The organism is Mycetocola zhujimingii, from assembly GCF_003065425.1.
In the GTDB taxonomy this organism is placed as follows: domain Bacteria; phylum Actinomycetota; class Actinomycetes; order Actinomycetales; family Microbacteriaceae; genus Mycetocola_A; species Mycetocola_A zhujimingii.
Genome location: NZ_CP026949.1, coordinates 513,459 through 527,193, shown reverse-complemented (window position 1 = coordinate 527,193; position 13,735 = coordinate 513,459). Strand labels below are relative to the sequence as shown.

At 66.1% G+C, this 13,735-nt stretch carries 11 protein-coding genes; all 11 read right to left on the bottom strand.

Annotated features, from left to right (window positions below; all coding sequences use genetic code 11):
• Positions 1-66: 66 nt before the first annotated feature.
• Positions 67-429, bottom strand: coding sequence for a hypothetical protein (locus tag C3E77_RS02520; protein WP_108390196.1), 363 nt, complete (start codon positions 427-429; stop codon positions 67-69).
• 9 nt (positions 430-438) lie between these two features.
• Entirely contained in the window at positions 439-1,707 is a 1,269-nt protein-coding gene (locus C3E77_RS02515) for a D-arabinono-1,4-lactone oxidase (protein ID WP_108390195.1), read from the bottom strand.
• Positions 1,708-1,731: 24 nt separating this feature from the next.
• Positions 1,732-3,627 carry a glycoside hydrolase family 127 protein gene (locus C3E77_RS02510; protein WP_234031262.1) on the bottom strand — a complete coding sequence of 632 codons (1,896 nt, stop codon included), beginning with the start codon at positions 3,625-3,627 and terminating at the stop codon, positions 1,732-1,734.
• Positions 3,628-3,859: 232 nt separating this feature from the next.
• Positions 3,860-5,518 (bottom strand): MDR family MFS transporter, encoded by a 1,659-nt coding sequence (locus tag C3E77_RS02505; RefSeq protein WP_108390194.1) that lies wholly within the window; start codon positions 5,516-5,518, stop codon positions 3,860-3,862.
• Between the two features lie 90 nt (positions 5,519-5,608).
• Positions 5,609-6,718, bottom strand: a complete 1,110-nt coding sequence (gene menC / locus C3E77_RS02500) for an o-succinylbenzoate synthase (protein WP_108390193.1) — start codon at positions 6,716-6,718, stop codon at positions 5,609-5,611.
• Positions 6,719-6,754: 36 nt separating this feature from the next.
• Positions 6,755-7,786, bottom strand: a complete 1,032-nt coding sequence (locus C3E77_RS02495; protein WP_108390192.1) for an aldo/keto reductase — start codon at positions 7,784-7,786, stop codon at positions 6,755-6,757.
• Between the two features lie 96 nt (positions 7,787-7,882).
• The gene (locus tag C3E77_RS02490; RefSeq protein WP_108390191.1) at positions 7,883-8,677 is read right to left on the bottom strand and encodes a GNAT family N-acetyltransferase; all 795 of its coding nucleotides are present in this window, start codon (positions 8,675-8,677) and stop codon (positions 7,883-7,885) included.
• Complete coding sequence (locus C3E77_RS02485; protein ID WP_108390190.1) at positions 8,674-9,366, bottom strand: phosphatase PAP2 family protein; 693 nt, start codon at positions 9,364-9,366, stop codon at positions 8,674-8,676. The genes C3E77_RS02490 and C3E77_RS02485 overlap by 4 nt, the downstream gene beginning before the upstream one ends.
• A gap of 100 nt (positions 9,367-9,466) precedes the next feature.
• A complete protein-coding gene (locus C3E77_RS02480) occupies positions 9,467-11,788 on the bottom strand; it encodes a beta-xylosidase/alpha-l-arabinosidase (protein WP_108390189.1) in 2,322 nt (773 codons plus the stop codon).
• 64 nt (positions 11,789-11,852) lie between these two features.
• Entirely contained in the window at positions 11,853-12,725 is an 873-nt protein-coding gene (locus C3E77_RS02475; RefSeq protein WP_108390188.1) for a carbohydrate ABC transporter permease, read from the bottom strand.
• Positions 12,722-13,726, bottom strand: a complete 1,005-nt coding sequence (locus C3E77_RS02470) for a carbohydrate ABC transporter permease (RefSeq protein ID WP_108390187.1) — start codon at positions 13,724-13,726, stop codon at positions 12,722-12,724. The genes C3E77_RS02475 and C3E77_RS02470 overlap by 4 nt, the downstream gene beginning before the upstream one ends.
• Positions 13,727-13,735 lie beyond the last annotated feature (9 nt).

Genomic DNA, 13,735 nt, shown 5'->3' with positions numbered 1-13,735 from the left:
AGCATCTGCAGCGCACGACTGGAAGTGCAGCGCTCGAGCGAGCCGCGGCCGAGACCACGGCTGAACTTACTCCGCGGCCTCGCGCGCGATCGCCGTGGTCTCGTCCGCGGCGGCCTGTGCGTCGGCGGATGCCGCCTGAGCGGCGTGCGACGCAGCATCCGTTGCCCGGTCCTTAGCCTCGGTCGCCGCCGAGGCAGCGGAACGCGCGGCGAGAGAAGCGCGTTCACCATCGACTGAAGCACGGGCGAGCGCCTCAGCGGCCTGCGCCTCGGCCGCGCGCTTCGCCTCGGCGGCGGCGTCTTCGCTCCGGTGAAGAGCCGCCTCCGCCTCAGTTTGTGCCTGCGCGGTCGCGTCGCTGAGCGCGGCTTCCGTGCGCTCCGCATCGGTCCCGCGGCCCGGTGTTCCTGCTGGCTCCGTGACGTCACTCATGCGTGAAGCCTAGCCACGCTCGGGGAGCACTCGCTCCGCGAGGAACTCGTTGACGAACACGCCCTCCGGGTCGAACCGGGCGGCGAGCGCCCTGAAATCGTCGATCCGCGGGTAGAGCCGTTCGATCGCTGCCCCGTCGGCGGTGAAGACCTTGCCCCAGTGCGGTCGCGCGTCAAACGGGGCGAGTGCAGCCTCGAGCTCGGGCAGGAGGGCCTCCACCTCGGCCTGCTTCCTCAACCAGGTGAAGTGAAGCCCGACGGCATCCGTCTCGAACGCGGAGCTCAGCCACAGTGTGTCTGCGGCGATCGTTCGCACCTCGCATACCTGCAGCAGGGGCGAGATCCTGTCGGCCAGCTCGCGAACGGCGGCGAGCGCCGCGACGGCGTGGCGACGAGGCACAAGGAACTCGGACTGCAGTTCTTCACCGTTTGACGGCGTGAAGTCCAGCCTGAAGTGCGGCAGCCGGTCGAGCCACGCCCCTGGCACGCCCATCTGCGCCGTGCAGTTGACGGCGGAGATTCCGGGCAGCGGATGCCGGTCGGCGGGCGCGGGCACCGCACCGAACAGGTCAGCGGGAGGAGCGGCGTCAACACCCGGGCGGCGCTTCAACCAGACCTGGTCGATGACGTCCGGGTCCCGCCAGGTCGTGAACAGGGAAACGCTGTACGCCGCGCCGGTGATGGCGTCGAAGTTGGAGGTGGCGGCATCGAACGGCAGTCGTTCGAACACGGTCTGCTCGATGTCGTACGTCGGTTCGATGTCGAGTGCGACCCTGGTCATGACGCCGAGTGCGCCGAGGTTCACGACGGCACCCTCGAAGTCAGCGTCACCGCGGCGCAGCTGAACGACGTCACCGCTCGCCGTGACGATTTCGACAGCGGCGACGGATCCAGCGAGCGACCGCACGCCGTTGCCCGATCCGTGGGTTCCCGTGGCGATGGCGCCGCCGACGGAGATGTGCGGAAGAGATGCAAGGTTGGACAGCGCCCAGCCGTTCCGCTGCAGTTCGCCGGCGAGCTCCCCGTACCGCATTCCGGCCCCGACCGTCACGAGCCGTTCATGCTCCTGGATGTGCGGCGCGAAGACGAGGTTCGACGTTGACAGCAGAAGATCGGCAGAATCCGCGATCGGGTTGAACGAGTGCCGGGTGCCGAGCGCACGCACCGCCGTCGCGTCCGCGACCAGTCGCTGAACGTCTTCGACGCTCGACGGCGCTTCGATGCGCCGGGCACGATAGGCATGGTTCGCCGACCAGTTGGTTCCGATTTCGGCAGACATTTCCAGAGACACAGTGCCCTTTCCTTAGCTCGCCGGAAGCCAGACCCGCATGCCGCCGGGGCCACGATTGCCCCAGCGCGCGTACGGCACCGCCGACACGTCCATTCTGCCGTTCGGCCGTGAGCCGCCGCCACGCCACTCCGGGTACAGCTCGCCGGGCACCTCGCTCCGCGAACTGCCCTGCAGCGTGAGAAGAGGCATCCCGAGTTCCGGGTCGACCGCACCGACAGTGCCCCCAGCCGCAGGGTCGATCACGAGGTCCTCGATCAAGAGCCCGTCCGGCAGGTCACTCTGCTCGACCGCGTACACCACAGGCCCCCGCGTCACGGCGACACAGCCCCGCACTGCGTCGATGTGCGGGTGTGGCTGGTGCACGACGACGGGCATGTCCAGGGCCAGGTCGAGCGAACGGATGCCATCACCGGCGACCCGCAGGTACCCGTCCGTTTCCGTGGCGTGCGTCAGCACCCCATCCACGGTGAGCTCGAACGACTCGGCCCAGGCGGGGATCCGCAGCGACAGCTCACCGCCGGAGAAGGGTGCGTCGAACTCGACGTGAATGCCACCGTCGAACGGGTATCCCGTCGTGATCGTCGCCGTCGTCGCGTCACCTCCGAGCGCCCCGAGCCGCACGGTTCCCGATTCGTAGAGGTGCAGCTGCAGCCCGTCATCCGCCGTTGTCGCCGCGTAGGAGTGCAACGACGCGATGAGCCGCGCGAGGTTCGGCGGGCAGCACGCGCAGGCGTACCAGCCAACCCGGCGGGCCGGCGCCTGCGCGTGCGCTCCCCCGCGCTCCGTTCGCACCTGGAGCGGGTTCGAGTAGAAGAACGCGCAACCGTCGGGACTGGTCGATGTCGCGACAGCGTTGTACAGCGCGCGTTCCATCTCGTCGGCGAATCGTCCCTCTCCGGTGATCAACAGCATCCGCCAGTTGAACATGAGGCTCGCGATCGCGGCGCAGGTTTCCGCGTATGCACGGTCGGGTGGGAGCTCGAACGGGTCGCCGAACGCTTCGTCGCGGTGCCGTGAGCCGACGCCGCCCGAGATGTACATCTTGCGACCGGTCATGTCGGTCCAGATTCGCTCCAGCGCCGCGAGAAGCGCGTCGCCGCCGTTTTCGACGAAGGCGTCTGCAACCCCGGCGGCCAGGTAGAGCTGCCGCACGGCGTGCCCCGCCGCCCCGTCAACCTCGCGGACGGGAGCGTGGTCCTGGAAGTACTCGAACCCGAAGGGGTCAGGCCCGACCAACTGGTGACCACGGAGGTCGATCATGCGCTGGGCGAGGTTCAGCCAGCGCTTCTCACCGGTGAGGCGGTATACCTCCACGAGGGCCGTTTCGATTTCGGGGTGGCCGTCGACGGCATCCGTGTGTCCATCGCCGAGGGTGTCGTCGACGAGGGCGGCGAACCGCAGCCCAATGTCGAGGAGGTCGCGTCGGGAAGTCGTGCGGGCCCACGCAACCCCGGCCTGCAGCAGGTGGCCGAGGCAATACAACTCGTGGCTCCAGCGAAGCTCGGCGAACTTCTCACCCGGCCGGGTGATCTGAACGTGCGAGTCGAGGTACCCGTCGTCCTCCTGCGCTGCCTTGAGCAGGTCGACGGTGTCGCTCACGAACCGATCGAACGCGCTGACGTCACCGCGGCCCGCTTCCCAGCCGATCGCCTCGAGCACCTTATAGACATCGGAATCAGCGAACTGGAATCCACGGAAGTCGCCGGTCATTCGGCCCGCGGCGATCCGCAGGTTGTCGAGGGCGCCGGATGCTTCGAGTTGCGACACACAGTGAGCGAGTGTGGAATCCGCGTTGGTGCGCTGCCAGGCGGCGAGCATTCCGTCGCCGGTGAAGGTCACGGCGTCGAACGGGAGCGGGTCGAGCTTCGTTCGCTCACCAGCGATCGGGGACACAGGACCTGCGGTCACGACACTCCTTTTACAACGTTGTACCTCCGAGTCTGGGGATCGTGGGCTCGGGTGTCAAGCCTCGCGTGCTCGACCATGACGCAACAGACTCGAGATCACTCGCTGCGGTCGAGAACACCCGGCATAACGAGTGATCTCGTCCGGGACGGGTGAACTGGGCTTCGGCCGGGCGGCGCACGCACGACGAAGGCCCTCCCTCCGCGAGGAGAAAGGGCCGTCTGCCGAGAGGGGATCAGCGGATCGCGGGCGCTTCGCCTCCGGGGGTCTTGCCTCCGCTGACCGAATCCGCGTCGACCGCATCTACGTCGACCGCACGAGCGCCGACCGGAGTGTCGCCGACCGGAGCAGCAGTCGTGTCGATCGGGGTCATACCCTCCTGCACGATCGTCGTCGCAAGAGGTACTTCCTTGACGAAGCAGAGCAGCACGGCGGCGATCAGGATGAGCGGCGTCATGTAGAGGAACACCGGCGTCAGTGAGTCGTTGTATGCGCCAACGACGATGTCCTTGACCGGACCGGGAAGCTCCTTGACCATCGTCGGGGTAAACGAATTGGTGTCCGTCTCGGGAGAACCGGCAGCCCCCGGCATCCGCTCGGCCAGGAGGTCGGTGAGGCGGGCAACGAACAGGCTGCCGACGATCGCGGAGCCGAGCGAAGCGCCGATCTCGCGGAAGTAGTTATTCGACGCCGTTGCGGTGCCCACCTCGGACGCGGGGAACGTGTTCTGCACGACGAGAACGAGCACCTGCATGGCGAGACCGAGACCGAAGCCCATGATGGCCAGGTAGCTGCAGAGCACCCAGATCTCCATGTCTGGCGTCATGGTGGAGAGCAGCACGAGCGAGACCGCGACGATGAGGGTACCGAGAATCGGCATCCACTTATAGCGACCGTACTTCGTGATCAGGATGCCCGATCCGATCGACGAGACAAGAAGCGCGGCGAGCATCGGGATCATCAGATAGCCGGCCTGGGTCGCGTTGACACCGCTGACCATCTGCAGGTAGGTCGGGATGTACGCGAGCGCACCGAACATCGCGATACCGATGATGAGACCGGCGATTGTCGTGAGGTTGAAGTTGCGCTCGGCGAACAGGTGCAGCGGCATGATCGGCTCGACAGCGCTGCGCTCGACGAAGACAAACCCGACGGCGGCGAGAACTCCGGCGATGATAAGCGAAATGATGATGAGCGAGTCCCACTCGTAGGTGTTTCCACCCCAGGTGGTGACGAGCACGAGGCAGGTCGATGCGATCGCGAGCAGAATCATCCCGGCGACGTCGAGCCGCGGCTTGCGGTTCTCGATCTTCGGCAGACGGAGGAACAGAACGGCGGCGAGGATGGCGAGGCCGCCGAGGGGAAGGTTCATCCAGAACGCCCAGCGCCAGCCGATGCCCTCCGTGAACCAGCCGCCGAGCAGCGGCCCGGCGATCGAGGAGAGGGCGAAGACCCCGCCCATGACTCCCATGTACTTGCCACGTTCACGCGCGGGAACCACGTCGGCGATGATCGCCTGCGACAGGATCATGAGGCCACCGCCACCGAGGCCCTGCACGGCGCGACCAGCGATGAGCCAGCCCATGTCGCCGGCGAGACCGCCGATGACGGAACCGGCGATGAAGAGGCCGATCGCGGCGATGAACAGGCCCTTGCGGCCGACGAGGTCACCGAGCTTGCCGTACACGGGCATCACGATCGTCGTGGCGAGGATGTAGGCCGTCGTGACCCAGAGCATGTGATCGACACCGTTGAGCTCGCCGACGATGGTCGGCAGCGCGGTACTGAAGATGGTCTGGTCGAGGGATGCCAGAAGCATCGTGACCATGAGACCGATGAACACGAGCATTACGTTGCGCTTGTTCTCACGCAGGTCAGAATTATCGGTACTCATCCGAATATTCTTGCAGACAGTGCAAGTTTGCACAAAAGGCAACCTTGTGCTGCGTGGCGGCAACCGGTGTCAACCGACGGCGCAGTGACCTTACCGGGTGACCACCCGTGGGGGCATGAGCGCCAGTTCGCGAACGAGGTCGGTGCGCACTGTCACTCCCGACCCTGGCCCGGTCGGCACCGCGAGCCGCCCGTTCGACAGCACGAAGGGCTCGGTGAGGTCTTCGCGGTAATAACGGTCGGATGCGCTGGTGTCACCGGGCAGCGTGAAGCCGGGAAGCGCAGCGAGCGCGACGTTCACCGCCCGACCGATGCCGGTCTCGAGCATCCCGCCACACCACACCGGTACGCCGCGTTCGACGCACGCGTCGTGGATGGCGACGGCCGGGAGGTAGCCACCGACGCGCCCCGGTTTGATGTTGACCACCGACGTCGCCCCGCGCTCGATCGCGTCGATGGTCACACCGACAGAGACGAGTGACTCGTCAAGGCAGACCGGGGTCTCAATCGCCCCGGCCAGAGCAACGTGCGAGGCGATGTCCTCCTCGTCGAATGGCTGCTCGATGAGGAGCAGGTTCGACGCATCGAGCTGCTTCAAGTGCGGGATGTCGCCCCGTACGTATGCCGTGTTGGCGTCGACCTGCAGCGCGGCATCCGCACCGATCAGTTCACGAACACGGCGCACGGGATCGAGATCCCAGCCCGGCTTGATTTTGAGTTTGATCCGCAGGTACCCGGCATCGACGTAGCCCTGCACCTCGTCGAGAAGCGCATCGATCGAGGTACTGATCCCGACGGAGACACCGCAATCAACCTCCGACCGAACCGCACCGAGATAGCTCGCGAAGCTGACCCCGGATGCGCGTAGCTCAGCATCGAGGACGGCTGCCTCGAGCGCCGCCTTGGCCATGCGGTGGCCCACGACCCCGGACAACAACCGCCCGAGGTCGCTGGCGACCACATCATCCGCGGCAAACAGCCGCGGAGCGAGGTGATGTTCGATCACGTGCGCGCACCCGTCCACGTACTCGGAGCTGTAGCCGGGAGTCGAGCCGGCGACGCACTCGCCCCAGCCGTCGCCGGTGTCTGTTTCGAGGCGAACGAGCAACACGTCACGTGCGCTCTCGCGGCCGAAGCTGGTTTCGAACGGGCGCACGAGCGGCATCCCGACGCGGTGGAGGGTGATCGACCTGACCTTCATTCGCCGAGACTACCGCTGGCGCGCCCGCGCGAGGCGCTATCGACCGCCGTCGACCGGCCGGTTCCTCTGCTTCACACCGGCCGTGCCGTATGGGTAGTCGTCCATCTCCGGCGCACTGGCATCCGTCAGCCGGCCAAGTTCATCAGCGCTCAGTTCGAGGTCAACCGCTGCCATGTTGTCGTTCAGCTGCTTGACGGTGCGTGCACCGAGGATGACCGAGGTCACGGCAGGCTGCGCCCCGAGCCAGGCGAGGGACACCTGTGACGCACTCACGGAGTGCGCCTCGGCGATGGCGGCCACCGCATCGAGGACCCGCCAGGTGCGCTCACTCGCGTTCCGCGCCTCCCAGGCCTCCATTCCGCGCTCCGGGTTTTCGCCCAGCCTCGTCGCCCCGGTGGGCGGCACATCGCGCTCGTACTTTCCGCTCAGCCAGCCACCGGCGAGGGGCGACCACGGCAGCAGTCCGATCCCCGCATCGAGGGAGGCCGGCACCACCTCGTGTTCGATGTCGCGCACGAGCAGGTTGTATTGCGGCTGGAGGGTGACCGGTGCCGTGAAGCCCGATGCGGATGCCACGCGCACCGCTTTGGTCAGCTGCCAGCCGAGGTAGTTCGAGAAGCCGTAGTAGGAGATCTTGCCTGCAGTCACCGCATCGTCGAGAAAACGCAGCGTCTCCTCGATCGGCGTCAGGGCATCCCACGCGTGCATCTGGTAGAGGTCGATGTGCTCGACCTGCAGCCGCGTCAGTGACGCTTCGAGTGCCGCGCGCAGGTGACGGCGGGAGAGGCCGACATCATTGGGCCCGTCGCCCATCGGGAATCGCCCCTTGGTCGCCAGCACGATCTGCGCCGCCTCGGTGGGGTGCGTGCCGAGCCAGCGCCCGATGATCTCTTCCGAGACGCCAGCGGAGTAGACGTCGGCCGTGTCCACAAACGTGCCACCGCCCTCGGTGAACGCGGTGAGGATCTCTCCAGAGGTTTCCTCGTCTGCTTCTGCGCCGAACGTCATGGTGCCGAGAGCCTGCGCCGAGACGACAGCGCCGGATCGGCCGAGAGTGCGAAATTCCATAGGTGATCTCCTTCGATTCAGCCCCGACACTACCCGCGCGGCTGTCAGCGCCACAGGGGTTGCGCAAGCGCGCCGCTCCGCCACCGGCTCCGAGGCTCAGGACCCCGGTGTGCGCTGAGCCTCGGTCGGTGGCGTAAAAATGTAACCGCCGTCCTCGAACGTCACGGTGAGTCCCTCGGCGAACGCCGGCTCGAAGACCGCGCGGGAGGCGGCCCGCAGCTCTGCCGCGGCATCCGGATCGCTCCGTCGAAGCGCCTCATAATCGGGGTGCAGTTCCAGGCGGATGCCGGTTGCAGCGGCAGCGAGGGCGGGTTGCGACCCAGGGGCGCCGGAGAGAACCCGGTCAATGATCTGGGCGACGGGGAGGGAATCGAGCTGCCAGCTCACCTCGAAGCGGTCGGTCGAGTCTGTCCCGGAGATCGCATCATCGAGCACGCCGTAAAAATCGGGGCGGTATGCCGGCACCGTCGCCCCGAGCTTCTCGAGGTTGAAGTGCGCGTTGCGGCGGATGAGCGGGTCGTACGTCCAACGCACTTCGGTGACCCCGTGCTCGAGCGCAAGCGCCCGCTGCGCCAGCTTGAGGGCGAAGCCCACTCCCCCACGTGCCGATGGCCGCACCGCTGTGACGTGCGAGTGCACGTGCAGCCCGTCGTCCCAGCCCAGCACGCCGAGAAGCGCACCGATTGCCTCTCCGTCACGAGTGGCGACCAGGACCGTGTTGCCCGCGTGGGCGACGGCCTGAATATAGGAAGGACCGGGACCGGTGCCGCGCCCCCACGTCTCGTCGAAGAGGGTGGCAATCGCCGCGTAGTCATCGAGCCCTGACGCCGGCCGAACGAGAGCGCCGGCGACATCCGCCGCCGTTTTCGCCTGGCCGGCGGCCTCGGTCACAGAACGGATTCCTTGCGGTCCGGCACCGCCGCCGACTTCTTGTCTCTCGGTTCACCGGAGATCCGCGACGCGAACGGCGCCCAGAGAATCAGCACAACGCCAGCGCCGAGAAGCGCGCCACCGATGGTGTCGGTGAGCCAGTGCACACCGAGGTAGGTTCTGGAGAACATCATGAGCGCCACCCAGATGGTGCCGGCGGCCCAGACCCAGACCCGCGGGAAGATGATCCCGAGCGCGACGGCCATCGTCGCGGCGTTCGCCACGTGCCCGGAGGGGAACGAGCCGAAGTCGCTCGTCACGAGCATCTCCTCGGGTCGTGCGCGACCGACGAGGCTCTTGAGCAGCTGGGCGACGCCGACGCTGACGAGCGACGCGACGGCAAAGAACAGCGATGCCCACGGACGCTTGATGAGCAGCAACGCGATCACGATGAGTATCGGGAGGATGTAGGTTCCGAAGATCCCGCCGCCGATCCAGTTCATGCCGTACGACAGCCACTCGAGGAACGGCAGTCGATCCTCGAACACTTCCTCGCTCCACTCGGAGTCAAGCTCGAACGGCAGCGTGTTGCCGCGCTGAGCGATGAGGAACGCGAGCACGACGCCGAGGGCCAGGGCGATTCCACCCGATATGTATGGCCACCGGTTGGTTACGCGTTTCGCGGCCGGGTCTGCATTGATCTCTGACATTGGTTAATCATGCCCTGCACGACGCGATTGCGCGCGGAGCCCCCGACCGTTGACTTTCCCACCCGCGCTGTGCATCGCCGGGCGCGGGTGGGAAAGCAGGTCAGTTGACAGTGCCGGCGAGGGCCAGGGCTGCGACCTCAACCTGGACGTAGCGAGGGGATGCCGTCGTCACGAGCGCCTTGTCGCCGGTGATCTCCAGTCGAGCCTCGGTTTCGCGCGTGTCGCACGACGGCCCGACCCAGAGTTCGATGGTTCCCGGTTCGACGATCCGCTGCATCTTCGCGTCAGAGAAAGCCAGCCGTGTCGTCGGCACCTCGAACTCGACACTGACCGCTTCTCCCGGCTTGAGGGTGACCCTGGAGTAGCCGAGCAGCTGTGCAACCGGCCGGGTGACGCTCCCATGCACATCGCGCGCATAGAGCTGTACGACATCCGCGCCCTCGACGTCGCCCGTGTTCTGAACGACGACGCGAGCGGTGAAGGTATCGCCGGCGTCGACGGTCGACGCACCAAGGGTGAGCTCGGTGCGTTCGAACGAGGTGTACGACAGTCCGTGGCCGAAGGGCAGCACCGGTGCGCTCGATGCGCTCGTGATCTCCGACGGGCCACCCAGAATCGGGTGCAGGTACGAGTGCGGCTGCGCTCCGGCAGACCGCGGAAGAGAGACGGGCAACCGGCCGGAGGGCACGACACGCCCGCTGAGCACGCCGGCAATGGCGCCGGCACCCTCTTCTCCGGGGAAGAACGCCTGCACAACGGCACGTGGAGCAGTCTCTCCGCTCACCGCCCAGTCGATCGCGTACGGGCGACCGGTGAGAAGCACGAGAACCACGGGGGTTCCCGTCGCGACCACGCGCTCGATCAGCTCGCGCTGCACGCCGGGGAGTTCGAGGCTCTCCACGTCATTGCCTTCACCGACGGTTCCCCGACCAAACAGGCCGGCGCGGTCGCCGGCAACGATCACGGCGAGCTCGGCATTGCGAGCGGCGTCAACGGCCTCGTCGATCGCCGACGTGTCTGTGCCTTCGACGTCGCAGCCGCGAGCCAGGACGATGTCGCTCGCGTCCAGCTCGACGCCGAGTGCCTCGGCGAAGGTGGGGATCTCGAACCCGAGGGGAACCTCGGGGTGGTGTGCGAGGACGTGGTTGGCAAAGGAGTAGCACCCCATGAGAGCTTCCGACGACGCGGCATTCGGCCCGATGAGGGCGATGCGCTTCGGCGCGTCGGCTCCGCTGCCGAGGGGCAGCGTTCCGTCGTTGGTGAGCAGAACCACCGATTCCTCGGCAAGCCTCCTCGCAACGTCGCGGTGCGCCGGCGAGTCGAGGTCGATGAACTCGGGGGGCGAGTCGAAGGTCTCGTCGAGAAGCCCGAGCTCTTCCTTCTGCGACAGCAGACGCAGCACAGCACGGTCCACGATTGCGACGTCGGTCACGCCGCTCCTGATGCGCTCGGCCAGCGGCTCGAGGAAGGCGTCTCCCGTCGGAAGTTCGATGTCGATTCCGGCCTTCAGGGCGATCTCTGCCGCGTGACCGAGGTCTTCGGCAACGGCGTGCATCACCTGGAGGAAGGCAACGGAGAAGTAGTCGGAGACGACAACGCCGTCGAAGCCCCACTGCCCGCGAAGCACGTCGGTGAGGTATGTCTCGTCAGCCGCGACGGGGACGCCGTCGATCTCTGCGTATGAGTTCATGACGGAACGGACCCCGCCGTCGAGCACGGCCATCTCGAATGGGGGAAGCAGGACGTCGGCGATCTCGCGCGGTCCGGCGTGCACCGGTGCGTGGTTGCGCCCGCTCTGCGACGCCGAGTAGCCGACGAAGTGCTTGAGCGTCGCATGCACGCCCTCAGACTGCAGGCCGCGCACGTACGCCGTCGCTATGGTGCCGACAACGTACGGGTCTTCGGCGATGCACTCGTCAACGCGCCCCCACCGGGCATCCCGGATGACGTCGAGGACGGGGGCGAGCCCCTGGTGGATGCCGAGCTCCCGCATCGACTGTCCGATGAGCGCGCCCATCTCCTCGACCAGGTCAGGGTCGAATGCGGCGCCCCACGCCAGTGGCGTCGGGAAGGTTGCCGCCTGCCACGCGGCGAGGCCGGTGAGGCATTCCTCGTGAACGAGGGCGGGGATTCCGAGCCTGGTCTCCTCGCGCAACCGCCGCTGCTCTGCCCACAGCCATGCCGCTCGCTCGGTCGGTTCGACCGGTCGGGTTCCGTACACGCGGGTCAGGTGTCCGAGGCCGTGCGTCGTGGCATCCGAGTACTTACCGGTACTCGCCATCTCGCCCTGCATCGGTGCAACGATGTCGTCGCCCTGGTCGACCCAGTAGCCGACCAGCTGGGCAAGCTTCTCTTCCAGTGTCATCCGGGCGTGCAGCTCGCGCACGCGCTTCGATGTTTCAGGCACGCCCGAATACTCCATTACTGTCTCTCTTCTGTATTTCCTGGGGCGAGCGGGTCGTGCGGCGTGGGATTCGAACAGTCGATCATCCCTTGACGGCGCCGGTCAACCCTCCGACGATGCGACGCTCGAAGAGGCTGAAGAAGATGAGCGCGGGGATCATCGACAGCGACGTGAACGCGAGCACCTTCGCCGTGTCCACCGAATACTGCGAGGCGAACGACTGGACTCCGAGCGGCAGGGTGAACGATGCTTCGTTGTTGAGGATGAACAGCGGCAGGATGTAGCCGTTCCAGCTGCCGATGAAGGCGAGGATGCCTGTCGTGATCACGCCGGGGACGGCGAGCGGCACAACCATGCGCCAGAAGAATCCGATCCTCGAGCATCCGTCGATGAATGCCGCTTCTTCGATCTCATCGGGGATGGCCCGGAGGAACGGCACGAGGATGATGATCGTTGTCGGCAGGGCGAACGCGATCTGGGGCAGGATGATGCCACCGAGGTTGTTCATCAGGCCGAGGTTCTTGATCACGAGGTACAGCGGTGTGATCGCGACTGTCATCGGGAACATCAGTCCGGCAGCGAACAGCGAGTACAGGATGCCCCTCGCGTTGAACTTGTACCGGGCGATGACGTAGCTCGCCATCAGGCCGAGAGCCACGACACCGATGGTGGTGGCACCGGCGGCGATCGTGGAGTTCAGCACCTGGCGCCAGAAGACCGACCCGACGAGCACGTCGATGTAGTTGCCGATGTTCCACGGCGCGGGGAAGCCGGACGGATCCGTCGAGATCTGCGCGTTGGTGCGGAAACCACCGAGGATGATGTACGCGACCGGCGCCAGCAGGAGGACGATGACAACGGCGGCGAGGACGTAAATACCGGGGTTTCCCCACGGCAGCTTCGGCTTCAGCTTCGAGAGGAGAGGACGGGGCGCTACAGCTGTTGTCGTGGTCATTTGCTGCTCTTTTCGGTGAGGGCACCGTCAGTGTCGCGCCGCAGCACGAAACGCTGGTAAATGAGGGCAACGGCGAGTGAGATCAGGAACAGGACGACGGCGACGGCGTTTCCGTAACCGAAGTTGCCGGAGGTCCGGCCATTCGCGACCATGTACGTCGCCATGGTCGAGGTTCCCGCTGTGGACGCGATGTACTGGCCCCAGATGATGTAGACGAGGTCGAACAGCTGGAGAGAACCGATGATCGAGAGGAAGGCCCAGATACGAAGTGTCGGGCCGAGCAGCGGAAGGGTGATCTGGCGCTGGATCTGCCAGAAGGACGCTCCGTCGATCTGCGCAGCCTCGGTGAGTTCGTCGGGGATTCCCTGGAGACCGGCGAGGAAGAGGATGACGGCGAAGCCGATGTACTTCCAGGTGATGATGAGCATCAGGGTCCACATGGCGATGTCGGGATTCGAGAGCCAGTCCTGCTGGAGGAATCCGAGGCCGAGCTTCTCGAGCATTCCGTTGACGGCTCCGTTTGTCTGGAGCATCAGGCTCCAGCCGGTTCCGACGACAACCTCGGAGATCACGTATGGAACGAAGATCAGGACGCGAATGATCGACTGGCCGCGCATCTTCCGGTTGAGCAGCAGAGCCAGGAAGATCGCAGCTGGCCCCTGAAGGACGAGCGAGAGGACGACGATGATGCCGTTGTGGCGGACCGCGTCGATGAACGTCGGGTCCTGAAGGATCGTGATGTAGTTCTGGAACCCGACGAAGTCTGTCGCTGGTCCGTAGCCCTGCCAGCGGAAGAAGCCGTAGTACGCGGCCATGACGACGGGGAAAATAACAAAAGCGAGGAAGACGATCAGGGCCGGTCCGACGAGAAGGGCGATCTCAATGCGGGTCGCCCAGCTCATCTTCCGCCGGCGAACCGGGAGCGACGTGACGTCGCCCCCGGTTCGACCGTCACCCGCGGTCACCCGAAGTTCTGAGGGTGATTGGGTGCGAGTGGTCATAATGCGGCG